The organism is Pseudomonas pharyngis, assembly GCF_021602345.1.
In the GTDB taxonomy this organism is placed as follows: Bacteria; Pseudomonadota; Gammaproteobacteria; order Pseudomonadales; family Pseudomonadaceae; genus Aquipseudomonas; species Aquipseudomonas pharyngis.
Genome location: NZ_BQID01000008.1, coordinates 35,050 through 60,392, shown reverse-complemented (window position 1 = coordinate 60,392; position 25,343 = coordinate 35,050). Strand labels below are relative to the sequence as shown.

At 60.8% G+C, this 25,343-nt stretch carries 27 protein-coding genes; 14 read left to right on the top strand and 13 right to left on the bottom strand.

The genetic code is table 11. The features are described from left to right. Positions 1 to 6: 6 nt before the first annotated feature. The 3 genes from L6D74_RS17380 to cysB all read left to right on the top strand — a co-directional run bounded on the left by L6D74_RS17380 (position 7) and on the right by cysB (position 2,602). Positions 7 to 912, top strand: coding sequence for a 5'-nucleotidase (locus L6D74_RS17380; RefSeq protein ID WP_039770472.1), 906 nt, complete (start codon positions 7 to 9; stop codon positions 910 to 912). 98 nt (positions 913 to 1,010) lie between these two features. Then, the gene (locus tag L6D74_RS17375) at positions 1,011 to 1,514 is read left to right on the top strand and encodes a universal stress protein (protein ID WP_007955683.1); all 504 of its coding nucleotides are present in this window, start codon (positions 1,011 to 1,013) and stop codon (positions 1,512 to 1,514) included. Between the two features lie 113 nt (positions 1,515 to 1,627). Further along, a complete protein-coding gene (gene cysB / locus L6D74_RS17370; RefSeq protein WP_003183769.1) occupies positions 1,628 to 2,602 on the top strand; it encodes an HTH-type transcriptional regulator CysB in 975 nt (324 codons plus the stop codon). An 8-nt stretch (positions 2,603 to 2,610) separates the two neighbouring features. Here the strand turns inward: cysB and L6D74_RS17365 are convergent, their stop codons facing one another. Both L6D74_RS17365 and L6D74_RS17360 read right to left on the bottom strand, forming a co-directional pair. Next, positions 2,611 to 3,093 carry a GreA/GreB family elongation factor gene (locus L6D74_RS17365; RefSeq protein WP_236189903.1) on the bottom strand — a complete coding sequence of 161 codons (483 nt, stop codon included), beginning with the start codon at positions 3,091 to 3,093 and terminating at the stop codon, positions 2,611 to 2,613. Positions 3,094 to 3,095: 2 nt separating this feature from the next. Next, positions 3,096 to 3,503: a hypothetical protein gene (locus L6D74_RS17360; protein ID WP_236189902.1), complete on the bottom strand. Its 408-nt coding sequence runs from the start codon at positions 3,501 to 3,503 to the stop codon at positions 3,096 to 3,098. Positions 3,504 to 3,627: 124 nt separating this feature from the next. Between L6D74_RS17360 and earP the strand changes: the two genes are divergently transcribed. Continuing rightward, entirely contained in the window at positions 3,628 to 4,770 is a 1,143-nt protein-coding gene (gene earP, locus L6D74_RS17355) for an elongation factor P maturation arginine rhamnosyltransferase EarP (protein ID WP_236189901.1), read from the top strand. A gap of 48 nt (positions 4,771 to 4,818) precedes the next feature. Next, entirely contained in the window at positions 4,819 to 5,388 is a 570-nt protein-coding gene (locus tag L6D74_RS17350; protein WP_007955690.1) for an elongation factor P, read from the top strand. A gap of 79 nt (positions 5,389 to 5,467) precedes the next feature. Here the strand turns inward: L6D74_RS17350 and L6D74_RS17345 are convergent, their stop codons facing one another. From L6D74_RS17345 to L6D74_RS17330, 4 genes are all read right to left on the bottom strand, one after another. Further along, positions 5,468 to 6,481, bottom strand: a complete 1,014-nt coding sequence (locus L6D74_RS17345; protein WP_236189900.1) for an alpha/beta hydrolase — start codon at positions 6,479 to 6,481, stop codon at positions 5,468 to 5,470. A gap of 33 nt (positions 6,482 to 6,514) precedes the next feature. Beyond that, entirely contained in the window at positions 6,515 to 6,934 is a 420-nt protein-coding gene (locus tag L6D74_RS17340; RefSeq protein WP_034155242.1) for an organic hydroperoxide resistance protein, read from the bottom strand. Between the two features lie 273 nt (positions 6,935 to 7,207). After that, positions 7,208 to 7,672 carry a MarR family winged helix-turn-helix transcriptional regulator gene (locus L6D74_RS17335; protein WP_039770460.1) on the bottom strand — a complete coding sequence of 155 codons (465 nt, stop codon included), beginning with the start codon at positions 7,670 to 7,672 and terminating at the stop codon, positions 7,208 to 7,210. An 83-nt stretch (positions 7,673 to 7,755) separates the two neighbouring features. Then, the gene (locus tag L6D74_RS17330) at positions 7,756 to 8,712 is read right to left on the bottom strand and encodes a LysR family transcriptional regulator (RefSeq protein WP_236189898.1); all 957 of its coding nucleotides are present in this window, start codon (positions 8,710 to 8,712) and stop codon (positions 7,756 to 7,758) included. Between the two features lie 112 nt (positions 8,713 to 8,824). Between L6D74_RS17330 and L6D74_RS17325 the strand changes: the two genes are divergently transcribed. Continuing rightward, positions 8,825 to 9,574, top strand: a complete 750-nt coding sequence (locus tag L6D74_RS17325; protein ID WP_236189896.1) for a sulfite exporter TauE/SafE family protein — start codon at positions 8,825 to 8,827, stop codon at positions 9,572 to 9,574. Here the strand turns inward: L6D74_RS17325 and L6D74_RS17320 are convergent. After that, positions 9,564 to 10,418 (bottom strand): LysR substrate-binding domain-containing protein, encoded by an 855-nt coding sequence (locus L6D74_RS17320; protein WP_170844876.1) that lies wholly within the window; start codon positions 10,416 to 10,418, stop codon positions 9,564 to 9,566. The genes L6D74_RS17325 and L6D74_RS17320 overlap by 11 nt on opposite strands. 97 nt (positions 10,419 to 10,515) lie before the next feature. Between L6D74_RS17320 and L6D74_RS17315 the strand changes: the two genes are divergently transcribed. After that, positions 10,516 to 10,731 (top strand): DUF1127 domain-containing protein, encoded by a 216-nt coding sequence (locus L6D74_RS17315; RefSeq protein WP_039770454.1) that lies wholly within the window; start codon positions 10,516 to 10,518, stop codon positions 10,729 to 10,731. 64 nt (positions 10,732 to 10,795) lie between these two features. After that, positions 10,796 to 12,016 carry a winged helix-turn-helix domain-containing protein gene (locus L6D74_RS17310; protein ID WP_236189895.1) on the top strand — a complete coding sequence of 407 codons (1,221 nt, stop codon included), beginning with the start codon at positions 10,796 to 10,798 and terminating at the stop codon, positions 12,014 to 12,016. A gap of 17 nt (positions 12,017 to 12,033) precedes the next feature. Here the strand turns inward: L6D74_RS17310 and L6D74_RS17305 are convergent, their stop codons facing one another. After that, positions 12,034 to 13,380 carry a class II 3-deoxy-7-phosphoheptulonate synthase gene (locus L6D74_RS17305; protein ID WP_007955704.1) on the bottom strand — a complete coding sequence of 449 codons (1,347 nt, stop codon included), beginning with the start codon at positions 13,378 to 13,380 and terminating at the stop codon, positions 12,034 to 12,036. 150 nt (positions 13,381 to 13,530) lie between these two features. Between L6D74_RS17305 and L6D74_RS17300 the strand changes: the two genes are divergently transcribed. Further along, positions 13,531 to 14,286, top strand: a complete 756-nt coding sequence (locus L6D74_RS17300) for a spermidine synthase (protein WP_236189894.1) — start codon at positions 13,531 to 13,533, stop codon at positions 14,284 to 14,286. Positions 14,287 to 14,289: 3 nt separating this feature from the next. Here the strand turns inward: L6D74_RS17300 and L6D74_RS17295 are convergent, their stop codons facing one another. After that, positions 14,290 to 15,081, bottom strand: a complete 792-nt coding sequence (locus tag L6D74_RS17295) for a crotonase/enoyl-CoA hydratase family protein (RefSeq protein WP_064598321.1) — start codon at positions 15,079 to 15,081, stop codon at positions 14,290 to 14,292. A 422-nt stretch (positions 15,082 to 15,503) separates the two neighbouring features. On the opposite strand from L6D74_RS17295, the gene L6D74_RS17290 reads away from it, so the two are divergent. Next, complete coding sequence (locus L6D74_RS17290; protein ID WP_007955707.1) at positions 15,504 to 17,177, top strand: DEAD/DEAH box helicase; 1,674 nt, start codon at positions 15,504 to 15,506, stop codon at positions 17,175 to 17,177. Between the two features lie 77 nt (positions 17,178 to 17,254). Here the strand turns inward: L6D74_RS17290 and L6D74_RS17285 are convergent, their stop codons facing one another. Then, on the bottom strand, positions 17,255 to 18,022 hold the full coding sequence (locus L6D74_RS17285; RefSeq protein WP_236189893.1) for a DODA-type extradiol aromatic ring-opening family dioxygenase: 768 nt from the start codon (positions 18,020 to 18,022) through the stop codon (positions 17,255 to 17,257). A 102-nt stretch (positions 18,023 to 18,124) separates the two neighbouring features. Here L6D74_RS17285 and L6D74_RS17280 point away from each other — a divergent pair, with 102 nt between their 5' ends. Beyond that, the gene (locus L6D74_RS17280) at positions 18,125 to 18,778 is read left to right on the top strand and encodes a thiopurine S-methyltransferase (protein WP_236189892.1); all 654 of its coding nucleotides are present in this window, start codon (positions 18,125 to 18,127) and stop codon (positions 18,776 to 18,778) included. Between the two features lie 59 nt (positions 18,779 to 18,837). Here L6D74_RS17280 and htpX read toward each other — a convergent pair whose 3' ends face one another. Beyond that, a complete protein-coding gene (gene htpX / locus L6D74_RS17275) occupies positions 18,838 to 19,725 on the bottom strand; it encodes a protease HtpX (protein ID WP_064598312.1) in 888 nt (295 codons plus the stop codon). Between the two features lie 304 nt (positions 19,726 to 20,029). Next, positions 20,030 to 21,241: a pyridoxal phosphate-dependent aminotransferase gene (locus tag L6D74_RS17270; RefSeq protein ID WP_007955711.1), complete on the bottom strand. Its 1,212-nt coding sequence runs from the start codon at positions 21,239 to 21,241 to the stop codon at positions 20,030 to 20,032. Between the two features lie 225 nt (positions 21,242 to 21,466). On the opposite strand from L6D74_RS17270, the gene msrB reads away from it, so the two are divergent. The 3 genes from msrB to L6D74_RS17255 all read left to right on the top strand — a co-directional run bounded on the left by msrB (position 21,467) and on the right by L6D74_RS17255 (position 22,908). Next, on the top strand, positions 21,467 to 21,862 hold the full coding sequence (gene msrB, locus L6D74_RS17265; RefSeq protein ID WP_064598308.1) for a peptide-methionine (R)-S-oxide reductase MsrB: 396 nt from the start codon (positions 21,467 to 21,469) through the stop codon (positions 21,860 to 21,862). Positions 21,863 to 21,964: 102 nt separating this feature from the next. After that, complete coding sequence (locus L6D74_RS17260; protein WP_011335290.1) at positions 21,965 to 22,450, top strand: glutathione peroxidase; 486 nt, start codon at positions 21,965 to 21,967, stop codon at positions 22,448 to 22,450. After that, positions 22,447 to 22,908 (top strand): MarR family winged helix-turn-helix transcriptional regulator, encoded by a 462-nt coding sequence (locus L6D74_RS17255; protein WP_064598306.1) that lies wholly within the window; start codon positions 22,447 to 22,449, stop codon positions 22,906 to 22,908. Before L6D74_RS17260 ends, L6D74_RS17255 begins: the two co-directional genes overlap by 4 nt. Here L6D74_RS17255 and L6D74_RS17250 read toward each other — a convergent pair. Next, positions 22,892 to 25,255 carry a hybrid sensor histidine kinase/response regulator gene (locus L6D74_RS17250; protein ID WP_373874476.1) on the bottom strand — a complete coding sequence of 788 codons (2,364 nt, stop codon included), beginning with the start codon at positions 25,253 to 25,255 and terminating at the stop codon, positions 22,892 to 22,894. The genes L6D74_RS17255 and L6D74_RS17250 overlap by 17 nt on opposite strands. Positions 25,256 to 25,343: the final 88 nt, after the last annotated feature.

The following is a 25,343-nucleotide window of genomic DNA, read 5'->3' as shown; positions in this document are numbered from 1 at the left end:
AAAGGCATGGCCAAGAACATCGATGACAAACTGGTGCTGGCGATCTCGTCCCGTGCCCTGTTCGACCTCAGTGAGAGTCACAAGGTCTACCTGTCGAGCGGCGTCGAAGCCTATCGGCAATATCAGATCGAACACGAAGACGAAATCCTCGCGCCGGGTGATGCCTTTCCGCTGGTGGAAAAACTGCTCAATCTCAACAGTCGCCTCGGTCGCGCCCGGGTCGAGGTGATTCTGGTGTCGCGCAACAGCGCCGACACCGGCCTGCGCGTTTTCAACTCCATTGGTCACTACGGCCTGGCGATCTCCCGTGCGGCGTTCGTTGGCGGGCGCAGTCCTTATCCGTACCTGAAGGCTTTCGGTTGCGACCTGTTTCTCTCCACCCATGCCGAAGACGTACGCGCCGCGCTGGATGCCGGTTTCGCGGCGGCGACCATTCTGTCCGGCGGCGCCAGTCGTGCGGCCAGCGACGAATTGCGCATCGCCTTCGACGGTGATGCGGTGCTGTTTTCCGACGAGTCGGAGCGCGTCTATCAATCCGGTGGCCTCGAAGCCTTCCAGGCCAAGGAGCGTGAATCCGCTCGCGAACCGTTGCGCGGCGGGCCGTTCAAGGGCTTTCTCGCGGCGCTCAATCTGTTGCAGCGCGAGTTCTCCGATGAGGAGTGCCCGATCCGCACCGCACTGGTCACCGCGCGCTCGGCTCCGGCCCACGAGCGGGTGATCCGTACCTTGCGCGAGTGGGACATTCGTCTGGACGAGTCGCTGTTCCTCGGCGGTCTGACCAAATCGGCGTTCCTCGAAGCCTTCGCCGCCGACGTGTTTTTCGACGATCAGGCCGGCCACTGCGAGCTGGCCCGGGAAGTGGTGGCGACCGGTCACGTGCCCCACGGCATCAGCAACGAACCGGCGGTCTAAAGCCCTCGTGGTTCAAGACGTTGCGTCGCACGTCGTACTCGCCAAGGCACTGCTAAGCTGAATCAAATCTCCGCCATGTTGGCACGCGAGGAGGTCATATGATTCGTTCGATGCTGTATGCCACTGACCTCGGTCTGTACGCACCGTTAGTGATGCAGCATGCCCTGGCGATGGCGCGAACGTTCAATGCCGATCTGTACGTGGTGCACGCGGTGGAGCCCATGGGGCTGTTTGCCGAATCGGTGTTGCAGAGCTATCTCGACGAACAGGCATTGAACGAATTTCACAGTCAGGGTCTGAAAACGGTCATTGCCAATATCGAGCAGCGGGTGCTCGACAGTTTTCGCGAAGAACTGGGGGACGAGGGCGAGCAGGACCTGCAGCGGATACGCGCGGTACGGGTGCTGCAGGGCGATCCGTCACAGGTGATTCTCGATCAGGTGCAGAAACTCTCTGTCGATTTGCTGATCGTAGGAAGTCATAGCCACGGGGTCGGGGCGGAAACACCTTTGGGGCGAACGGCGGCCCGGCTGCTGCAATTGTCCAAGGTGCCGGTTTATCTGGTGCCGCTGGTGGAGCGTCGGCGTCGAGAGGATCGCTGAAGCAGGAATAATGGCACTTTGATAAAAAAGTTCTAGATTTATTCTTCAAACCATTAATATAGTTATATACCGTCGCTGATGCCCGTGGCGTCTACCTGCTTTGAGGGATTCATATGAAGCTTCAACAACTGCGCTACATCTGGGAAGTGGCGCACCACGACCTCAACGTTTCCGCTACAGCCCAAAGCCTCTACACCTCGCAACCGGGCATCAGTAAACAAATCCGTCTGCTGGAAGACGAACTGGGCGTCGAAGTGTTCGCCCGCAGCGGCAAGCACCTGACCCGTGTCACGCCGGCCGGCGAGCGCATCATCACCACTGCCGGTGAAATTCTGCGCAAGGTCGAAAGCATCAAGCAGATCGCCCAGGAATTCTCCAACGAGAAGAAGGGCACCCTGTCGATCGCCACCACTCACACCCAGGCACGCTATGCGCTGCCGCCGGTGATCAGCAATTTCATCAAGCAATACCCGGACGTGGCGCTGCACATGCACCAGGGCTCGCCGATGCAGATCGCCGAGATGGCCGCTGACGGCACCGTCGATTTCGCCATTGCCACCGAAGCGCTGGAGCTGTTCGGCGATCTGGTAATGATGCCGTGCTATCGCTGGAACCGTTGCGTGGTCGTGCCCCAGGGCCACCCGCTGACCAAACTGCCGAAGCTGACCCTTGAAGCGCTGGCCGAATACCCGATCGTGACTTACGTGTTCGGTTTCACCGGCCGTTCGAAACTCGACGAAGCCTTCAGCCATCGCGGCCTGACGCCGAAAGTGGTGTTCACCGCTGCCGACGCCGACGTCATCAAAACCTACGTACGTCTGGGCCTGGGTGTTGGCATCGTGGCGAAAATGGCGGTCGACACCAAACTGGATAACGATCTGGTGGTGCTCGATGCCAGCGAACTGTTCGAGTCCAGCGTGACCAAGATCGGTTTCCGCCGCGGCACTTTCCTGCGTGGCTTCATGTGCGACTTCATCGAGAAGTTCGCACCGCACCTGACCCGCGAAGTCATGGCCAAGGCCATTCAGTGCCACAACAAGCAGGAACTGGAAGAGCTTTTCGATGGTGTCGAACTGCCGGTCCACTAAGCCCCTGTCTACAGCACCTCGGTGACAGCAAACTGTTGCCGGGTGCCTGCTACCAGAATCCCCACCTCGTCACCCGCGAACTTGCCCAGCAGGCTTTTGCCCAGCGGCGAGCGCGGGGTGATGACGGTAATCGGCTGACCCACCACATCGACTTTCAGACCCGCCGCATCCGGCGCCAGAAACAGCCATTGCTCGCGACCCTTTTCGTCTTCCAGGCCGAGCAGGGCGCCGATTTCAATCCCGCGTTGATCGTCATACGCGCGCAGCGTCAGGTTCTGGCACAGCGCCAGTGACTGACGAATTTCCTCGACCCGTTTCGCCTGGCCCGCCGCCAGATACGACGCCTCGAGGCCCAGAGTGTCGTACTTGTTTTCGGCGATGTTCTCTTCGTGGGTCGCGGTTTCGTAAGCGGTTTGCGCCGCGCGTTCGGCGATGTCGAGGTCGACGCGCAGCTTGTCGAGAATCAGTTGGTGAACCGTCTGTTTATTCATGATCAATCGCAGAATTGCATGACATTGGCGCGGCTCTTTTCGCTGGGGGCCGTCTGATCCTGTTGCAGCCAGAACTGGCATTTGGGGTTCGACAGATTACGTGTGCTGCCACGGGCCTGGTCCAGGCGTGCCTGTTGCTCGTTCTTGCGCAGGTTTTCTTCGTACTGCTCGAACAGGCGGTTTTGTGGCTCAGGTTCTGGCTGCGGCTGGGCCGCCGCTGGAGGTTTGCTCAGTTGTTGCACCGCCTCCGCCACCGGCTGCAATTGATGGCTGAACAGCAGCGAGGCGAGCCAGCAAGTCAGTGCAATGGCCAGGAAGCCCAGCCACAGACCCAAGGCAATGCTGCCAGTCAATTGCAGCGCGCTAAGCTGAACAGGCAACGGACGACGCGGGTTGGGACGATAGGGCATGGCTGCCTCCTGGCGGATGAATGCGGGCGAGCGGCGATTGTCGCACGAAGATTAATTGCCGTCGGCTCTTCTGCACGGAGACATTTATGCGGACAATCGGCGCTTTTGCCAACGGGAGCCTTGAATGCCGCCACTGAAAACCCGCTGGGACATTTTTTGTACGGTCGTCGATAACTACGGCGACATCGGCGTGACCTGGCGTCTGGCCCGGCAACTGGTCAGCGAGCAGGCAATGACGGTGCGATTGTGGGTCGATGACCTGCGCGCTTTCGAACGCATTTGCCCGGAAATCGACATCGGCCTCGATCAGCAATGGCAGCAGGGCGTCGAAGTCCGGCACTGGCCGGCTGAGTGGCAGGAATCAGCAGCGGCCGACGTGGTGATCGCGGCTTTTGCCTGCCAGTTGCCGAGCATTTACATGGACGCCATGGCCGCACGGGAAAAGCCGCCGTTGTGGATGAACCTCGACTATCTCAGCGCTGAAGACTGGGTGGTTGGCTGCCACGGTCTGCCGTCGGTGAAGTACAAGTCGGTGCAGAAGTACTTTTTCTTTCCGGGATTTCAGCCGGGGACCGGTGGCTTGCTGCGTGAGAGCGGTTTACTGGAGCGGCGTCAGCAGTTTCAACAGGACCCCGATGCGCAGCGACAATTCCTGCACGCTCTGGGGATCGCTCCTGCGCCCGGTGCGCAGCTGATTTCGCTGTTTGCCTACGAGAATGCCGGACTCGCCAGTTGGCTGGATTTGCTCGCGGCGGACGCTACGCCTACCCATCTGCTGGTGCCGGAAGGACGGATTCTCGGCGATGTCGCCCGTTGGCTTGGAGTCGAGTCGCTGCCGGTCGGTGCAATGCACGTTCGCCAGTCGCTGACCGTGCAGGTGCTGCCGTTCGTCCGTCAGGATCAATACGATCAATTGCTCTGGTGCTGTGATTTCAACGCGGTGCGTGGCGAGGACTCGTTTGTCCGGGCGCAATGGGCGGGGCGGCCGATGCTGTGGCACATCTATCAGCAGGACGAAGACATCCACCTCGACAAGCTGGACGCCTTCCTTGCGCTTTACACAAAACGCCTTTCGCCCGCTGCCGCCGAGGCGATGAACGGTCTCTGGCGTGCCTGGAGTGCCGGGCAGCCTATCGGCGACCACTGGCTTGAGGCTCGTAAATACTGGCCTGAACTGCAGAAAAACGCGGAAGCATGGTGTCTGGAACAGGCCTTGCAGGCCGATCTTGCGACGGCGCTGGTACAGTTTTACCGAAATTGGATATGATACGCGGCCTAGATTTTTGTAAATCCCATCCAAATTCGGATATTCGCAATGAAAACTGGTAAAGAACTCAAACCCGGTACCGTGATCCGTATCGACAACGATCCTTGGCTGGTTCAGAAAGCTGAATTCACCAAGTCGGGCCGTAACAGCGCGATCATGAAGACCAAGCTGAAGAACCTGCTGACCGGTTACAAGACCGAAACCGTTTACGGTGCGGACGACAAGCTGGACGATGTGATCCTGGACCGCAAAGAAGCGACCCTGTCCTTCATCAGCGGTGACTCCTACACGTTCATGGACACCACCGACTACACCATGTACGAGCTGAACGCCGAAGACATCGAAAGCGTTCTGCCATTCGTGGAAGAAGGCATGACCGACGTTTGCGAAGCCGTATTCTTCGAAGGCCGTCTGGTTTCCGTAGAGCTGCCGACCACCATCGTGCGTCAGGTTGACTACACCGAAGGTTCCGCTCGCGGCGACACTTCCGGCAAGGTGATGAAGCCTGCCAAACTGAAGAACGGTACCGAGCTGTCGGTTGCTGACTTCATCGAAATCGGCGACATGATCGAAATCGATACCCGCGAAGGCGGTTCCTACAAAGGCCGTGCCAAATAAGCACTGCTTTTTGCGGAAAGAAAAAGCCCGACCATTGAGTCGGGCTTTTTTGTGCCTGATGTCTCGTCCTGAATAAGGTTTACTTCTTCAGGTGCTGCTTCAGTTCTTCCGAGGCCTGCAGCATCGCCGAACGCACTGCCGGTACCTGGCTGACCACGTTGAGCAAACCGTAGTCGTGGATCATGCCGTTGTAGCGCACCGAGGTCACCGGCACGCCGGCTTCGTCAAGTTTGCGGGCATAGGCTTCACCTTCGTCACGCAGCACATCGGCCCCGGCGGTCTGGACCAGTGCAGGCGGCAGACCTTTCAATTGCGCGGTGGTGGCCCGCAGCGGCGAGGCGTAGACCTCGTTCCGCTGGTTGGCGTGGGTGGTGTAGTTGTCCCAGAACCACTTCATCATGTTGCGAGTGAGGAAGTGCCCCTCGGCGTACTGGTTATACGAACCGGTATCGAAATTGGCATCGGTCACCGGCCACAGCAGCACCTGGAATTTGATCGCTGGCGTGCCTTTGTCTTTGGCCATCAGGGCGACGACTGCCGCCATGTTGCCGCCGACGCTGTTGCCCGCCACCGCCAGACGCTTGCCGTCGACGTTGATCTCTTTACCATGTTCGGCCACCCACTTGGTGGCGGCGTAAGCCTGGTTGATCGCCACCGGGTAATGCGCTTCCGGCGAAGGGGTGTAGTTGACGAACACCGCCGCCGCACCCGAGCCGACCACCAGATCCCGCACCAGACGTTCGTGGGTCGGGAAATCCCCCAGCACCCAGCCGCCGCCGTGGAAAAACATGAACACCGGCAGCTCGCCCTTGACCCCGGCCGGCCGGACGATGGTCAGGCTCAACGGTTGGCCATCGACCTGGATGGTTTTCTCGCTGACGTCCGCTTTGGGCAGCGTCAGTTTGACCCCGGACTGCGCGCCCGTCAGCACGGCGCGGGCATCCTTGGGCGTCATCTGTTCCATCGGTTTGCCGGTGCCGGCATTCAGCACATCAAGGAACGCCTGGGTGTTGTGTTCAACCTCCCCGGCGAATGCGCTGTGGATGGACAGGGCGAGAAGAGTACCGGTCAAGACTTTGCTGAAAGTGTTCATGTTCATTTCCTGTACGGGCCTGAGTGTCAGTGATTACACGGTGACGTGCAGACGCACATCGACGTTGCCGCGAGTGGCGTTGGAGTACGGGCAGACCTGGTGGGCAGCGTCGACCAGGCTTTGTGCGTCAGCCTGTTCCAGGCCCGGCAGGCTGATGTGCAGGTCGATGTCCAGACCGAAACCGCCAGGGATCTGGCCGATGCCGACGTGAGCGGTGATCGAGGCGTCGTCCGGGATTTTGCGTTTGGTCTGGCTGGCGACGAATTTCAGGGCGCCGATGAAGCAGGCCGAGTAGCCGGCGGCGAACAGTTGCTCAGGGTTGGTGGCTGCGCCGCCGGCACCGCCGAGTTCTTTCGGGGTGGCGAGCTTGACGTCGAGGATGTTGTCACTGGAGATTGCACGACCGTCACGGCCGCCAGTGGAAGTTGCGATTGCGGTGTAGAGAGTTTGCATGATGTGAGCCTCATAAAGTGTGGTTTGTTGCGCTAATTGTTTGCGCGCTAACTAGGTGCGGAGTAAATGTACTTCGCTAATATTTAGCGCGCAAGATAAATTTTTGAAGAAAGCAGGAATTAGCGCTTGGGTTGGGAAGTGGCGTGATCTCAAGCTTTTGATATTAAAGGATTTTTTGAATGTAAAACGAGATGAAAAATTTTTCTGTGATAAGCGGGGAAGGGGCGATGCGCCTGCAGGCGCAAGGCTGCGCCCACAGGAAAAGGGGGAGTTTTAAGTGAGGCTGTCCTGCAAATGACCACGCAAGGCCTGCAATTCGGCTTGCAGGTTTTGCAGGCGCTCCAGCGTGAAGCCACTGGCCCCCAGGATGCATTGTGGAACGGTCCGGGCCTTGTCTTTCAAGGCGCGTCCCTGGGCAGTCAGTTCAACGATCACCACACGCTCATCCTCACGGCTTCGCGTACGGCTGAGCAAACCTTCACCTTCCAGCCGCTTGAGCAACGGGGTCAGTGAACCCGGGTCGGTCAGCAGGCGCGTGCTGATTTCTCCGACGGTCAAACCATCCTTCTCCCACAGCACCATCATCGCCAGGTATTGCGGATACGTCAGGCCAAGCGCTTGCAACAGCGGCTTGTAGACCTTGGTCATCATCAGCGAAGTGGAATGCAGGGCGAAGCAGGCCTGATTGTCGAGCAGCAAATCTTCGCAGTGATCGGAGGTGTTGCGGTCGGTGGTCATGTCAGTGCCTTGGACGGTGATGCAGATGAATCTAGCGCTCGAATCTTTAATGCGCCAGACAATTGTGCCCGGTGGCGAATCGGTCAGTGCCGGCCCAGCTCCCGTTGCAATGCCAGATCCCAAGGCGGCACGGGGCTGAACCGGGTCTTCAGGTATTCCAACAGCAGACGGCTGCGGGAGCTGGCCTGTTGCTCCAGCCGCAGTGCATAGATGCCGGTGCTTTCCGGCTTTGGCAGGCCGTGTTCGCAAAACAGCGGCAGCAACTCGCCACGCAACAGGTATTCGCTGGCCAACCAGGTTGGCAGATGCGCGATCCCGAGTCCCGCCAGCGCGCCGCACACCAGCGCCTCGGCGTTGTTGGCGCTCATGCGCACCCGCGCCGGGCGGTGCAATTGCATCTGCCCGTTCTGTTCGAAGCGCCAGGCGAAGGGCGGGGCAAGGCCGTCCCAATCCAGGCCGTCATGCTCGCTCAATTGCGCGGGTTCGCTCGGCACGCCGCGGCGCTTGAGATAGTCGGGGCTGGCGCAGGCGATGCGCACCATGCTCGCCAGAGGGGTGGCCACCAGCCGGGTGTCAGCCATTTGCCCGGCGCGCAACACCAGATCGACTTTGCCCAGGTTCGAACCGTCCATGTCGACGAAGCTGTCGATCAGATGCAGTTGCACATCCAGCCCCGGGTACAGCACCAGAAAATCGGCAATCACCGGCGCCAGATGCCGCCGCCCGAAGGCCGCCGGCGCATCCACCCGAATCAGACCTTCCGGGGCGCTGCTCAGGGACACCGCTTCAGCCCGGGCCAGTTGCAACTCCGCCACAATCCGCCGCGCTCGTTCGGCAAATGCCAGACCCGCCGGCGTGGCGCGCACTGCGTGAGTACTGCGGATAAACAACTGGCTGCCGACAGCACTTTCCAGACTGTCGATACGCCGGGCAACGGCGGATGGCGTCAGAGGATGTCGGCGCGAGGCAGCGGAAAAACTGCCACTCTCCAGCACATCGAGAAACAGCCCGAGTTGTTCGGTCAATTGATTGGGATTCATGAGTCGACTCAGTGCCTATGCGGATTTGGCACAGCCATTGTGCGTTGCTGTGCGTTTCCGTGCCAGCGCCGACTGCGTAGGATGAGTCGCCTGACGTATGAGGAATTCTGCTGTGATCGAGTTTTTGCTGTACCTGTTGTTTGGCGCCGCCCTCGGTACCCTGGGTGGGATTTTCGGTATTGGTGGCGGGCTGATCGCCATTCCGCTGCTGGGCGTGTGGTTCGGGCTCGATCAGCAGATCGCCCAAGGCACGGCGCTGGTGATGGTGGTGCCGAACGTAATGTTGGCGCTGTGGCGTTATCACCAGCGCAACCGCATCGAATTCCGCCATGCGTTGCCGCTGGCGGTGATGGGATTCTGTTTCGCGTGGATCGGCTCGATCTGGGCCGTGGGCATCGACGCGCAAACCATGCGCATCGGTTTTGTCGCGTTCCTCGTGGCGTTGTCGGCCTACAACCTGGTGCGCATGTTTGGCGCGCGTCCGGCAGCGACTTCCGAGATGCGTTATTCATGGCCGTGGCTGGGGGTGCTCGGCGCGGCGTCGGGCACCATGGGCGGCTTGTTCGGTGTCGGCGGGGCGGTGGTGGCGACGCCTGTGCTGACCAGTCTGTTCGGCACTACTCAAGTGGTCGCTCAGGGTCTTTCGCTGGCGCTGGCATTGCCGAGCACCGGCGTCACGCTGGTGACGTACGCGGTGCACCACGAAGTGGACTGGATGATCGGTCTGCCGCTGGCCATTGGCGGGCTGGCCAGCATCAGTTGGGGCGTGAAAGTCGCCCACGCGATGCCGGAAAAACTCCTGCGCGGGCTGTTCTGCGGGTTTCTGGTGCTGTGCGCGGTGATGCTCGCCTTTAAAGTTTGAAGCCTTCGACGATGTGCTCGGCCAGGCATTCAGTGATCGGCGACGGATTGTTGAGGTTGCGGATCAGCATGATGCTGGCCTCGGGCAGCAGCGGCAGATTTTCGGCATCTCCAAGAATCCGCATGTCGGGGGTAATCAGGCTCTCCAGTTGCGCGGTGATCGCCAGACCCGCGCTCACCACTGCCATCAGCGCCGATAGGCTGGTGCTGTTGTAGGCAATCCGGTATTCGCGGCCCATCGCGTCCAGCGCATTGCAGGCCCACAGGCGGCAGAAGCAATCACTGTTGAACATCGCCAGCGGCAACGGCGTCTGCTCGTGGGCGCTGAAATTCTGCGCCTCGGCCCACACGAAGCGTTCCTTGCGCAGCAACTGGCCAATTTCGTTGCCCGGCTCGCGGGTGACGATCGACAGATCGAGGTCCGTGCGTTGCAGCAATTGTTTGGTTGACTCGCAGTGCACTTCGATCTGGATCAGCGGATAGAACTGCGCAAAACGCGACAGAATCCCCGGCAGAAAGCGCATCACGTAATCGTCCGGGGTGCCGATCCGCACGGTGCCGACCATGTGTGGCTCGCGCAGGGTGTTGAACACTTCGCTGTGCAATTTCAGGATGCGCCGCGCATAACCGAGCAACACCTGGCCTTCAGCGGTCAGGCGCACCTGACGCCCGTCGCGCTCGAACAACTGGCGCTGCAGCACGTCCTCTTCCAGACGCTTCATCTGCATGCTCACCGCCGATTGGGTGCGGTTGACCATTTCGCCGGCGCGGGTAAAACCGCCCTGATCGGCAATCGCGACAAAGGTGCGCAGGACATCGGTATCGATACTGGGATATGCCGACAATTGATGAATCTCCGTGATGCATGCCATCAGAAACATTCGTTGGATTGATCGTAGCTCTGGCGGGAGACTTGAGCCATCCCAAAAAGGAGGCAACACGATGAAAGGTCAAAGAGAGTACGCAGGCGAAGAAAAATTTTCCGGCCATATCGTTTCCGATCTGTTGCACAAGTTTAGCCGCTGGTACGAATTGCACCGTGAGCGCGAGCTGCTCGCCAGCCTGAGCGACGAAGCGCTCAAGGACATCGGGGTCAGCCGTGCCGATGTCGAACACGAGTCGGTGCGGCCGTTCTGGGACGATCCGATGCATAAATGATGAGGCCATCGCTACACAAACCCTCTTGCAGTGAGGTAGGTTGCGAGCAGACATGGAGGTACACATGCCCGCGACACTGTCCTTTTCCCTTAAACAGGCTCGACGTCTGGCACTGGCTGCCCAAGGGTTTCACGGGCGCCAGCCGCCGGCTGTCAAGGCGATGCACGTCAACCGGCTGATCGAACGCCTTGGCCTGTTGCAGATCGACTCCGTCAACGCTGTGGTGCGCTCGCACTACCTGCCGCTGTTCTCCCGTCTCGGTTCCTATTCTGCTGACTTGCTCGACCAGGCTGCCTGGAGTTCGGGGCGACGTCGTTCGCTGTTCGAATACTGGGGCCATGAGGCGTCGTTGCTGCCGCTGTCGATGTACCCGTTGATGGGCTGGCGCATGCAGCGGGCCAAACGCGGTGAAGACATTTATCAGCAACTGGCGCGGTTCGGCCGTGAGCAGCAGGACACCATTCGCCGGGTGCTGGCGTCGGTTGAGGAGCAGGGCGCACTGGGCGCCGGCAGCCTGTCGACCCGCGAGGAAAAGGCCGGGCCGTGGTGGGACTGGAGTGCGGAAAAACATGCATTGGAATGGCTGTTTGCTGCTGGCGAAGTCACCGTCGCCGGACGCCGTGGCTTCGAGCGGTTGTATGACTTGCCGGAGCGGGTGATTCCGGCTTCCGTGCTGCAACAGCCATTGCCCGATGAAGCCGAGGCGCAGCGCGGTTTGCTGCTGCATGCAGCGCAGGCGCTGGGTGTCGGCACGGAAAAAGACCTGCGTGATTACTTCCGACTGAATCCTTCCGATGCCCGCCCGCGTCTGGCCGAACTGGTCGAGGACGGGCAGCTGCTGACTTGCGAAGTCGCCGGATGGCGGCAGATCGCTTATTGCCTGCCCGAGCCAAAAGTCCCGCGCAAGGTCGAGGCGAGTGCATTGCTGTCGCCGTTCGACTCACTGATCTGGGAACGCAGCCGGACCGAGCGGCTGTTCGACTTCCGCTATCGGCTGGAGATTTATACGCCGCAGGACAAACGTGTCTACGGCTATTACGTGCTGCCGTTCCTGCACAACGAACGGATCGCTGCGCGAGTTGACCTGCGCGCCGAACGGGCGGCGGGGCGCCTGGCTGTGCATGCGGTGCACGAGGAAGAAACGGGGCTGGATGATGCGGGGATGCTGGCGCTGGCGCTGAACCTGCGGCGCATGGCGGACTGGTTGGGGCTTGAGCGGGTGCAGCTCAATTGTCAGCGGGAAAGTGCAGGGCGGTTGCGGATGGCGCTGGCTCAAATTGACTGAGCCAGCGCCCTCGCGATTTAGCGTTTGACCTGTTTCAGCGTTTCTGCGATCAAGAACGCCAGTTCCAGCGACTGATCGGCATTCATCCGTGGGTCGCAGTGAGTGTGATAGCGATCCGACAAGCCATCTTCAGTGATTGGCCGCGCGCCACCGATGCACTCGGTGACGTTCTGCCCGGTCATCTCGATGTGGATGCCGCCAGCGTAGCTGCCTTCCGCTTCATGAACCTGGAAGAACTGCTTCACCTCACCAAGAATCTGCGCGAAGTCGCGAGTCTTGTAACCGCTGCTGGCCTTGATGGTGTTGCCGTGCATCGGGTCGGAGCTCCACAGCACCTGCTTGCCTTCACGCTGCACCGCACGGATCAGCGCCGGCAGGTGATCGCCGACCTTGTTCGCGCCCATCCGCGCGATCAGGTTCAGACGGCCCGGATCGTTGTCCGGATTGAGCACGTCGATCAGACGGATCAGGTCGTCGGGGTTCATGCTCGGGCCGACTTTGACACCGATCGGGTTGTTCACCCCGCGCAGGAATTCGACGTGGGCGCCGTCGAGCTGACGGGTGCGGTCGCCGATCCACAGCATGTGCGCCGAGCAATCGTAGTAATCGTTGGTCAGGCTGTCGCGGCGCACGAAGGCTTCTTCGTAGTTCAGCAGCAGCGCTTCGTGGGCGGTGAAGAAACTGGTTTCGCGCAGTTGCGGCGAGCTGTCCATGCCGCAGGCGCGCATGAATGCCAGGGTTTCATCGATGCGGTCGGCGAGGTGGCTGTACTTTTCGGCCAGCGCCGAATTGGCGATGAAGTCCAGGTTCCACTTGTGCACCTGATGCAGGTCGGCAAAACCGCCCTGGGCGAAGGCGCGCAGCAGGTTGAGGGTGGCGGTGGACTGGTGATAGGACTGCAGCAGACGCTCCGGGTCCGGTACGCGGCTGGCGGAGTCGAAACCGATGCCGTTGACGATGTCGCCCCGGTAGGCCGGCAGAGTCACGCCGTCGATGGTCTCGTCGTTGGCCGAGCGCGGCTTGGCGAACTGGCCGGCCATGCGCCCGACTTTGACCACCGGGCAGCCGGCGGCGAAGGTCATGACGATCGCCATTTGCAGCAGCACTTTGAAGGTGTCGCGAATCTTCGCGGCGGAGAACTCGGCGAAGCTTTCGGCGCAGTCGCCGCCTTGCAGCAGGAACGCCCGGCCCTGGGTGACTTCGGCAAACTGACGGCGCAGCTCGCGCGCTTCGCCGGCAAACACCAGCGGCGGATAGCTGGCCAGCGTCTGCTCGACCTGGCGCAGATGCGCGGCGTCGGGGTATTGGGGTTGTTGCTGGATCGGCAGGGCGCGCCAGCTGTCAGGGCTCCAGGGTTGGCTCATCACGGTCTCTAAGGTTCTACGCACGGACGGCCATGTTAGCAGCAATTAGTGCGTGACCTGCTCCCGCCGCTTCGCCGACAATCGCCGCTTTGCCACGGCACCGCAGCGGTGCCATCGCGTCACCGCGCCCGGTGACCACCAGGAGACGAAATGACTGAGGAGCGCGTCGAGCTGTTGCTCGCCGAGGTACAGGATGAGTTCGGCGTGATTCGCGTGCTGGAAGTGGCCGACTACCGCTTTCTGGAGTTCGGCGATGCGATTGAGCAAAGCTGTGTGTTTACCGCCGACCCGAGCTGGCTGGAGTACGACTACACCCGGGCGATGCTGATTGGCGCGTTGTGCCATGAGCAGCCGGAGAGCGCGCTGTTCCTCGGGCTGGGCGCGGGCACGCTGACCCAGGCCTGCCTCAAGTTCCTGCCGCTGGAAGATGTCGAAGCCATCGAGTTGCGCCCGGACGTGCCGCGTCTGGCCATCGAATACCTCGGGCTGGATGACGATCCACGGCTGTACATCCGCGTCGGTGATGCCCTCGAACTGCTGCCGACCGCTGAACCTGCAGATCTGGTCTTCGTCGACCTGTACACCGATGTCGGCCCCGGCGCCGGGCACCTTGCGTGGAATTTCCTCGGGGACTGTCAGAAACGTCTGAATCCCGGTGGCTGGCTGGTGATCAACCAATGGGCCACCGACGACGGCAAACCGTTGGGCGCGGCGCTGTTGCGCGGGCTCTATCACCGGCATTACTGGGAACTGCCGGTGAAGGAGGGCAACGTGATTCTGATCGTGCCGGCGGATCTGGATCAGGTGCTGGACATGCAGGCGCTGACGGCACGGGCTGAAGCGCTGGCGCCGAAGCTGGGCTACTCGTTGCAGTCGTTGATCAACTGCATCCGTCCGGCGACCTGATCTTCAAAGGCCTTTGAAAACCCCTGGTCTGCGCTCCACCAGCGAGCGCACACCTTCCTTGGCATCTTCAGTGGCCAGCAACTTCTTCACCAGCGGCGGCAAGCTCTGCGCCGCTGCGGTCTCACCTTCATAGCGTGCCTGCCGCGCTGACATCAGCGTCGCCTGTACGCCAAGCGGCGCCTGGCGGGCAATGCGCTCGGCCAGTTCGATGGCGCGTGGCAGCAAATCTTCAGTGGCCATGATTTCCTGCACCAGCCCCAGGCGTAGCGCATCGTGGGCATCGAATTCGTCGCCGGTCAGCAGCCAGCGCATCGCGTTGCCCCAACCGGCGATCTGATGAAAGCGTAGCGTCGCACCGCCGAACGGAAAGATCCCACGCTGCACTTCCATCTGGGCGAAGCGGGTGTTGCTGGCGCACAGGTTGATGTCAGCAGCGAGCATCAGCTCGATGCCGATGGTCAGGCAATAACCCTGCGCAGCGACGATCACCGGTTTGCTGACCCGCGGCCCGACGAACACGCCCCATGGATCGCAACCACCGGGCGGCACCTGCCAGCCCTGGGCGAGGGCGGAACTGGCGTTGACCAGATCGAGCCCGGCGGTGAAATGCTCGCCATGCCCGAACACCACCGCCACCCGTGCGTCGCTGTCGGCCTCGAATTCGCCGTAGGCCAGGGCCAGGTCGTTGAGCAGGTCGAGGTCGAAGGCATTGCGCTTGGCGGCGCGGTCCAGGCCAATCAAATGCACGTGACCGTGACGCGCACGGCTCACGCGGCCGGGGCAGGGCTGATTCATGGGTGTTTCCTCGAAGGGGAAGAAAGGGTCCAGCGACCAGATGCCGCACATCGGTGAATCGTTTAAGCGCCATCGCCCGCAGGGCCGGGGTCTTTGAAAAATAGACCTTTGCCCGATTATCCGCAAAACCCCGTTACATAGCGGTGACAACTGCATTTTGCCGATAAAAAAAGCTCCCTTTTTGGGCAAATTCCGGTATAGTGCGCGCCGGCCTTTAACCGGGCCGCGTTTAGGTAGCGCAATTCCCCGAAGTCAGCTTCGGCTGCACGTCCGCACTGCGGGCTCTTCCTTGACGATTCTTTTTCATTCATTCGTTTTCGCAAATCCCCGCCGACAAAGCTGCCAGGGCGACTCTTGAGTCTCAACACGGCATGTGCAGCTTTGGAGCATGGGTCTTTGCGGATGCACTTAGAGGCAGACCCATGACCCAGGAAATCGGCGGCTTCGCCGCTCTTGAACTTCATCCCAATATTGTCGCTGCAGTAGTCGCTACCGGCTATGAAGAGCCTTCGGCCATTCAGCAGCAGTCGATCCCGATCATCCTCGCCGGTCACGATATGATTGGTCAGGCGCAAACCGGTACCGGTAAAACCGCTGCCTTTGCCCTGCCTATCCTGCACCGCATTGATCCGTCCAAGCGCGAGCCGCAAGCTCTGATCCTGGCCCCAACTCGTGAGTTGGCGCTACAAGTTGCAACCGCTTTCGAAACCTACGCCAAGCAAATGCCGGGCGTGACTGTTGTGGCTGTCTACGGCGGCGCGCCGATGGGCCCACAATTGAAAGCAATCCGTAATGGCGCACAGATCGTTGTCGCCACTCCGGGCCGTCTGTGCGACCACCTGCGTCGCGACGAAAAAGTACTGCAGACCGTGAACCACCTGGTTCTCGACGAAGCAGACGAAATGCTCAAACTGGGCTTCATGGACGACCTCGAAGTCATCTTCAAGGCCATGCCGGAAACCCGTCAGACCGTATTGTTCTCGGCGACCCTGCCGCAATCGATCCGTGCCATCGCCGAGCGTCACCTGCGCGATCCGAAGCACGTGAAGATCCAGAGCAAGACCCAGACCGTTACCGCGATCGAACAGGCTCACCTGTTGGTTCACGCTGACCAGAAGACCTCTGCCGTTCTCAGCTTGCTGGAAGTGGAAGATTTCGACGCTCTGATCATGTTCGTGCGCACCAAGCAAGCGACCCTGGATCTGGCCAGCGCCCTCGACGCCAAAGGCTACAAAGCCGCCGCGTTGAACGGCGACATCGCCCAGAACCAGCGTGAGCGCGTGATCGACTCGCTCAAGGATGGCCGTCTGGACATCGTTGTGGCGACCGACGTTGCCGCCCGTGGCCTGGACGTACCGCGCATCACCCACGTGTTCAACGTGGACATGCCGTACGATCCGGAATCCTACGTACACCGTATCGGCCGTACCGGCCGTGCCGGTCGCGAAGGCCGCGCGCTGCTGCTGGTGACGCCACGTGAGCGCCGCATGCTGCAGGTAATCGAGCGTGTAACCGGTCAGAAAGTTGCCGAAGTGCGTCTGCCGGACGCTCAGGCCGTTCTCGATGCCCGCATCAAGAAACTGACCAACAGCCTGTCGCCGCTGGTGGCTGACGCCGAATCGACCCACGGTGATCTGCTGGATCGCCTGACCGCCGACATCGGTTGCACCCCGCGTGCCCTGGCTGCCGCACTGCTGCGCAAGGCTACCAATGGTCAGGCGTTGAACCTGGCAGCGATCGAGAAGGAACGTCCACTGGTGCCGAACAGCGCGCCGCGTGGCGACCGTCCTGAGCGTTCCGGTGATCGTCCGGACCGTGGTGATCGTGAGCGTCGTGCGCCAATGCCTTTGGGCGAAGGCCGTGCTCGTTGCCGTACTGCGCTGGGCGCGCGTGACGGTATCGCGGCGAAAAACCTGCTCGGCGCCATCCTCAACGAAGGTGGTCTGGCACGTGAAGCCATCGGTCGCATTCAGGTGCGTGACAGCTTCAGCCTCGTCGAGCTGCCGGAAGATGGTCTGGACAAACTCCTGACCAAGCTGAAGGACACTCGCGTTGCCGGTAAGCAGTTGAAGCTGCGTCGCTACCGCGAAGATTGATCCGCCCTTGGGCTGATTGATCGAACATAAAAAATCCCCGACTGGTTCGGGGATTTTTTATGCCTGCGATTTGGGCATCAGCCGAAGCGGTAGATGTCCATGCCCAGTGCGCCCATGGTGAAACCTTGATGGGCAATACTGAAATCACCGCCGGCACCTCGGGCGAAGTACAGCGGCAACAGGTGCTCGTCGCTTGGATGATTGCGTGCTGCGTTCGGTGCCTGCTGGCGGTAATCGTGCAGGGCGGCTTCGTCGTTGGCGGCCAGTTTGTCGACTATCCAGTCGCGGAAGTCCCGGGCCCACGGCTCGACGCTTTCCGGGCCGGCGTGCCAGTCCAGTTCCCGCAGGTTGTGGGTGATGCTGCCGGAGCCGATCAACAGAATGCCCTGTTCGCGCAGCCTGGTCAGCGCCTGACCGACGCGGTTCTGCAGCGCCGGACCGCCACGACTCGGTAGAGAAACCTGCACCACTGGGATGTCAGCTTGCGGGTACATCAGCGACAGCGGCACCCACACACCGTGATCGAGCGGTCGTTGTGGGTCGAGGCGTGCCGGCAGGTCGTTGGCGGTCAGCAGATCGGCAACCTCACGAGCCAGTTGCGGATCGCCCGGGGCCGGATACTGCACTTCAAACAGCGCGCGGGGGAAACCGCCGAAGTCGTGCCAGGTTTCCGGTTGCGGATGGCTGCTGACCAGCAGCTCATGGCTTTCCCAGTGGGCGGAAACGATCACGATGGCTTTCGGGCGTGGCAGTTCGGCCGCCAACCGGGCCAGGGCCGGGCCGCTGGCGCCGGGCTCCAGTGCCAGCATGGGCGAACCGTGGGAGATAAACAGGCTGGGAAACATGGAAGGGTTCCTGAGCGTTAAGATGGTTCATCTTCAGTCAGTTCATTGATCTAATTCCAATATAAGTATTAACGCCTTTTGATCGAATTCTTAGGAGGATGCATGCGGCCGGAGTTTTGGCACAAGAAGTGGGAATCGAACCAGATCGGCTTTCACCAGCCGGAGGTGAACCCGTATTTGCAGCGGCACTGGCCCGATCTGGCCATCCCGGCGCAGGCGCGTGTGTTGGTGCCGTTGTGTGGGAAAAGCCTGGATCTGCTGTGGCTTGCCGGGCGTGGGCATCGGGTGCTCGGCGTCGAGCTGTCGGAGAAGGCCGTGGAAGACTTCTTCCGTGAGCAGCAATTGCAGCCGCAGGTGAGCGAGCAGGGCGACTTCAAGGTTTATCGCGCTGACGCGATCGAGTTGTGGTGCGGGGATTTTTTTTCGCTGACTGCGGCTGACGTGGCGGGTTGCACCGCGCTGTATGACCGTGCGGCAGTGATTGCCTTGCCGCAAGCGATGCGCGAGCGTTATGCAGCGCACTTGCAGGGTCTTTTGCCGACATGCCGAGGGCTGTTGGTGACGCTGGATTACGATCAGTCACAGATGGCGGGGCCACCATTTTCCGTAGACGATGCCGAAGTGCAGCGTTTGCTGGGCAGTACCTGGCGTGTCGAGATGCTGGAGGAGCAGGATGTGCTCGGTGACAGCTGGAAGTTCGTACAAGCCGGCGTAACTCGGCTGGAAGAGCGGGTTTACCGGATTTGCGGGGAGTAATCGACAGGCAAAAAAAGGCCCGCATCACTGCGGGCCTTTTGGTTGGTGCGCCGGTTTGATCAACCGCGACGACGCAGGGCGTCGATACGCTCTTCCAGCGGCGGGTGGCTCATGAACATGCGAGCAAACCCCTGTTTGATACCGCCGTTGATGCCGAAGGCATTCAGGGTGTCAGGCATGTGCACCGGCAGGCCCTGTTCGGCGCGCAAGCGTTGCAAGGCGTTGATCATCGCCCCCGTACCGGCCAGGCGGGCGCCGGCATCGTCGGCACGGAACTCGCGTTTGCGCGAGAACCACATCACGATTGCGCTGGCCAGAATGCCCAGCACCAGCTCGGCGAAGATGGTCGCGATGTAGTAGGCCATGCCCTGGCCTTCTTCGTTCTTGAAAATCACCTTGTCGACGAAGTTGCCGATGATCCGCGCGAAGAACATCACGAAGGTGTTTACCACGCCCTGGATCAGCGCCAGGGTGACCATGTCGCCGTTGGCCACGTGGCCGATCTCGTGGGCCAGCACGGCCCGCACTTCATCTTCCTTGAAACGCTCGAGCAAGCCCTGGCTGACCGCGACCAGTGCGTCGTTCTTGTTCCAGCCGGTGGCGAAGGCGTTGGCTTCATAGGCCGGGAAAATCCCGACTTCGGGCATCTTGATCCCGGCTTCCCGGGACAGTTGCTCGACGGTTTGCAGCAGCCATTGTTCGTGGCGAGTACGTGGCTGGGTGATGATCTGGGTGCTGGTGCTCATCTTCGCCATCCACTTGGAGATGAACAGCGAGAAAAGGGAACCGGCGAAACCAAAGACTGCACAGAAAACCAGCAGCTGATTGAGGTTGAGATCAACCCCGTTGGCCGCCATGAACCCGTTGAACCCGAAAAGGCTCAAGGTGATGCTGGCTATCAGCACGACCGCCAGGTTAGTGGCCAAAAACAGCAGAATGCGCATCATGGTTGTAGAAATCTCCTCAAGCTAAAGATGTAGCGTACTGCGGGGTATATAAGGTGCGGCACCTGGCGATTCAACCGAGTGACTATTTCAAACTGTGTCCTACACCGGATTCGCCCTGCCATGGGACATTTCCCACCGGTGAAATCGCTATGGATGACAGGCACGCACCACCCGCCCTGATTGCGTCAGGCACGCATGATTGGTATGAATCGCAAGTGTAGAAGGTGCTGGAGGAGGGGCGCAGCAGAAGTGTTGCTGAATCAGACAGTGCGCAACGTTCGGGCCGTTGCGCACCGAGCGCCGGTTACTGGCGGTAGGACTTGAGGAAGTTGCCGATGCGACCGATGGCCATGTCCAGGTCATCGACCCGCGGCAGGGTCACCACACGGAAGTGGTCAGGCCACGGCCAATTGAACGCCGTACCTTGCACCACCAGCAGCTTCTCGGAGAGCAGCAGATCGAGCACGAATTTTTCGTCGTTATGGATCGGGCAGACTTTTGGGTCAATCTTCGGGAATGCGTACAGCGCGCCCATCGGCTTCACGCAGCTCACGCCGGGGATGTCGTTGAGCAACTCCCAGGTGCGGTTACGTTGCTCCAGCAAACGGCCTTGCGGCAGTACCAGATCGTTGATGCTCTGATAGCCGCCCAAGGCGGTCTGGATCGCATGCTGGCTTGGCACGTTGGCGCACAGGCGCATATTGGCCAGCATGTCGATGCCTTCGATGTAGCTGTGAGCGTTGTGTTTCGGCCCGGAGATGGCGATCCAGCCGGAGCGGAAACCGGCCACGCGATATGATTTGGACAGACCGTTGAAGGTCAGGCACAGCAGATCCGGGGCCAGGGATGCGGTGCAGATGTGCACGGCGTCGTCGTAGAGGATCTTGTCGTAGATCTCGTCGGAGAACACCACCAGGTTGTGCTGACGGGCCAGCTCGAGCATGCCCAGCAGCACCTCCTTCGAATACACCGCGCCAGTCGGGTTGTTCGGGTTGATGATCACCATCGCCTTGGTGTTCGGGGTGATCTTGGCCTTGATGTCGGCCAGATCCGGGAACCAGTCGGCACCCTCGTCGCACAGGTAATGCACCGCGTTACCGCCGGCCAGGCTCACGGCAGCGGTCCACAGCGGGTAGTCCGGCGCCGGCACCAGCACTTCGTCGCCGTTGTTGAGCAGCGCCTGCAGCGACATTACGATCAGCTCGGACACGCCGTTGCCCAGGTAGATGTCTTCGATGCCGACACCTTCGACCTGCTTCTGCTGGTAGTACTGCATCACCGCCTTGCGCGCGCTGAACAGGCCTTTGGAATCGCTGTAGCCCTGGGCGGTCGGCAGGTTGCGGATCACATCCTGGAGAATTTCGTCCGGCGCCTCGAAACCAAAGGGTGCCGGGTTGCCGATGTTCAGCTTGAGGATGCGATGGCCTTCCTCTTCCAGGCGTTTGGCGTGCTTGAGCACCGGGCCGCGAATGTCGTAGCAGACGTTGGCGAGCTTGTTCGATTTGCTGAACTGCATGGCGATGTGATCCCGAAAATGAACGATCCAGGCGGCGGGTGGACAACCGTGCTGGGAATCCTGCGTCTTCACACAGGCAAGTGTCTCAAGCGGCGGTTTCCAACAATCCGTTTGAATGCGCAGGAACCCGCTGCCAGACTGGCGTGTGACGAGGCGCAATCATACGTGCCGCCCGATCCGTGGAAAAGGTACAGATCGGGCTTTTTCAGCCGCTGAGGTGTGATGATGGAAAAGATTGAAAAGACCCTGGAAGAATGGCGGGCGATGCTCGACCCCGAGCAGTTCAACGTGTGCCGCCTGAGCGCCACCGAGCGGCCGTTCTCCGGCAAGTACAACGCCACCAAGACCGATGGCGTCTACCACTGCATCTGCTGCAATGAGCCGCTGTTCGACTCTAGGACCAAATTCGACTCCGGTTGCGGCTGGCCAAGCTTCTACGCGCCGATCGGCGACAACGCGATGACCGAAATCCGTGACACCAGCCACGGCATGATCCGCACCGAAGTGAAATGCGCCAAGTGCGATGCACACCTTGGCCACGTGTTCCCGGACGGTCCGCCGCCGACCGGCCTGCGTTACTGCATCAACTCGGTGTGCCTGGACCTGGTGCCGCGCGAATAACCGATACGAGCGATCCTCGGGTCGCCTTTCGGATAATTAAATTGCACACAATTCAATTGCTCGCTATTTTTGCCGTCTACCCATTTCTCAAGAGTGCGCACCATGAGCGATAACCTGCTGAACATTCCGTGCACCACCATCAAGGGCGAGCAGAAGACCCTCGCCGATTTCGCCGGCAAGGCGGTGCTGGTGGTCAATACCGCCAGCAAATGCGGTTTCACGCCGCAGTACAAAGGCCTTGAGGAGCTGTGGCAGACCTACAAGGATCAGGGCCTGGTGGTGCTGGGCTTCCCGTGCAACCAGTTCGGCAAGCAGGAGCCGGGCAACGAGGGCGCCATCAGCGAGTTCTGCGAACTGAACTACGGCGTCAGCTTCCCGCTGTTCAAGAAGATCGAAGTCAATGGGACCGGTGCGCACCCGCTGTTTGTGCAATTGAAGAAACGCGCGCCGGGCGTGCTGGGCTCCCAGGGCATCAAGTGGAACTTCACCAAATTCCTGATCGGCAAGGACGGCCAGTTGGTCAAGCGTTTCGCCCCGGCCACCAAGCCGCAGGATTTGAGCCGCGAGATCGAAGCCCTGCTCAAATGAACAACCTGTCCGCCGATTCGCTGAGGCTCGACAGCCAACTGTGCTTCAAGTTGTATGCCGCATCGCGGGCGGTGATCCGTGGCTACAAGCCGATGCTTGATCGGCTTGGCCTGACCTACCCGCAATACCTGGCGATGCTGGTGTTGTGGGAATGGCAGCAAACCGCGCCGGAGCAACCGACCGTCAAGGCGCTGGGTGAGCGGTTGGCACTGGACTCAGGAACGCTGACGCCGCTGCTCAAGCGTCTGGAGCAACTTGAACTGGTTCAGCGTCAACGCTCGGCCCGTGACGAGCGCGAGGTTCATCTGAGCCTTACTCCACAAGGGCAGGCGCTGCGTGAACAGGTCGGGCCATTGAAGGCGCAGCTGTTGTGCGAGAGCGGGCTGGATCTGGACCGGCTCAACGAGTTGCGTGAGGGACTCGATCACCTGCTGGGCCAGATCAAAGCGTTGTCGTAGTTGGTATCCACTGATCCAGCAGCGCCGCCAGCTCTTCACGGCGAAACGGCTTGGCCAGGTAGTCGCTCATGCCCGCCGCCCGGCAGCGCTCCCGTTCCTCGGACATCGCGTTGGCGGTCAGGGCGACAATCGGCAAGTGCGGCCAGCGACCGCTCTGGCGGATCTGGCGGCTGGCTTCGTAGCCGTCCATCACTGGCATGTTGCAGTCCATCAGCACCAGATCGAACTCGTCGTGTTCCAGCTGATCCAGTGCCTCCACTCCATGGGCGGCAACCACGACATCGCACCCCAGTTTGCCCAGCATGCCCTTGGCCACCAACTGGTTGACCGGGTTGTCTTCCACCAGCAGCACCCGACCGCGCCGCTGCGACGGCACGCTCTCAAGGCGTGCACGGTCGATGGTGGTGAGGTCCGGCAACAGCGTCCTACGCAGATTCTGATACAGCGCGTTGCGAGCCAGCGGTCGGGCCTGCTGCTGCAACGGGGCGAGGGCCGCGGCTTCTTCACCCGGCAAGAAGCTGCCGTAGGCGGTCACCAGCAGAATCGGCGCCGTCATCACCGGGCGCAGGCCGAACAGGCATTCGGGGCAATCGGTGATGATGACGTCGGGGGACAGACCGAGCAGCGGATCGTCGAGGGTTCGCTGCTCGTAGGTCAGCCCCCAGACCGGCAGCAGGCTTTCCAGCAGTTCCGCCAGCCCGCTGACCGCGTTGGTGATCGCCAGCACCTTGCCGTGCAACGGTGGCGGAATCACCGCGCGGGTGTGGCAGGGCAGTGGCAGTTCGGCGCAGAACTGGCTGCCGAAACCCACTTCGGAACTGATCGTCAGACGTCCCTGCATGGCTTCGCACAGGTTGTAGGTCAGCGCCAGACCGAGCCCGGTGCCGCCGTACTGACGAGTGATGCCGGCCCCCGCCTGGGTGAACGGCTGGAAAATCTTCACCTGGGCTTCCTGGGCGATACCGATGCCGGTGTCGCAGACTTCGATTCGAACGCCGTCCTTCCAGGTGGACAGACGCACATCGACCCGACCGAAGCGGGTGAATTTCAGCGCATTGGACAGCAGGTTGCTGACGATCTGCCTGACCCGGGTCGGATCGCCGAGCACCAGCGCCGGAAAGTATGGATCGATCAGGCATGTCAGCTCGACGCTCGGTGCCGCGTTTTGTGACAGCAGGTTGGCGGTGTCTTCGATCAGTGAACCGAGATCGAAGGGAATGTGTTCGAGTTCAAGTTGCCCTGCATCGAATTTGGACAGGTCGAGAATGTCGTTGAGCAGCTCCACCAGCACTTTGCCCGAGTCGTGGGCGATGGACAGTTGCTGCTGCTGTTCGGCATTCAGCGGGCCGTCGAGCGAGAGGGCGATCATCCCCAGCAGGCCGTTGAGCGGAGTGCGGATCTCGTGGCTCATGTTGGCGAGAAATGCCGAGCGTGCCTCGGCCATGTCCAGCGCCGTACTGCGAGCCACTTCAAGCTCCTGGTTGGACTGGCTGAGTCGTGCATTGATCGCCTTGAGCTCTGCGGTACGCGCTGACACGATGTCTTCGAGTTGTGCGAGGTATTCAGTGAGGCGGTTTTCCGCATTGCGTCGCTGCTGGATTTCCGTGGCGATGTTCTCGAACTGCTGGTTGGCGACCTTGACCAGCACGCCGATCTCGTCATTGGCATGCCCGGCTGGACATTCCAGGGTGGTCGGCTCGGCGCTGCGCGGGTCGCGACCGCTGAGTTCGCGGATTACCCGTACCAGCGGTTTGGTCAGCATCACGTAGAACAGCGCGAGCAGAATTCCGGTGAGAATCAGGCTGCGGGCGAAGCCGTTGAGCAACGTGACCTCGGCACGGCGCAGGAAGCGGCTGCCGAACGCGTAGGTGTCGACTTCCAGTTTCAGGGTGCCTAGGGATTCGTTGGGCAAGTGATCGAGATAGAGGCGGTCTTCAAACTGACGTTTGGCGCCGAACAGGAAGTCGCTGATCATCCGGTAGCCGCTTTGCAGCTCCGGCCGTTTGACGTTGGCCAGCACCGTCTGATTGTTGTCGGTCAGTTGCGCCGAGATGATCGCTGGCGAGCGCAGCAGGCCCAGGGTCAGTTCTTGCGCCAGTTCGGCGTCGATGTTGTAGGCGATGCGCGAGGCCGGGTTATGGCTGATTTCCAGCAACGACAGGATTTCACGGTTGATGGACGCGTCTTCACTGGCATAATCGATGCCGATTTGCAGCAGGCTGAGCAGCGTGCCCAGAATGAACCCGACCAGCACGGTAAGCCGGGCCTGTTTGTACGACAGCCGGTGGGTGAATTTGATATCCATGGGGTGTTGAACCACTTCCGTTTCCCTTCGCTGCTCAAGCATAGTCGATCATGCACGGATTCCGGGGTTCCCGAAGCGCCTTGTAACAAGGCCTGGGACAGGTTTCGAACGCTGTCTGTCGTCGCTGCAC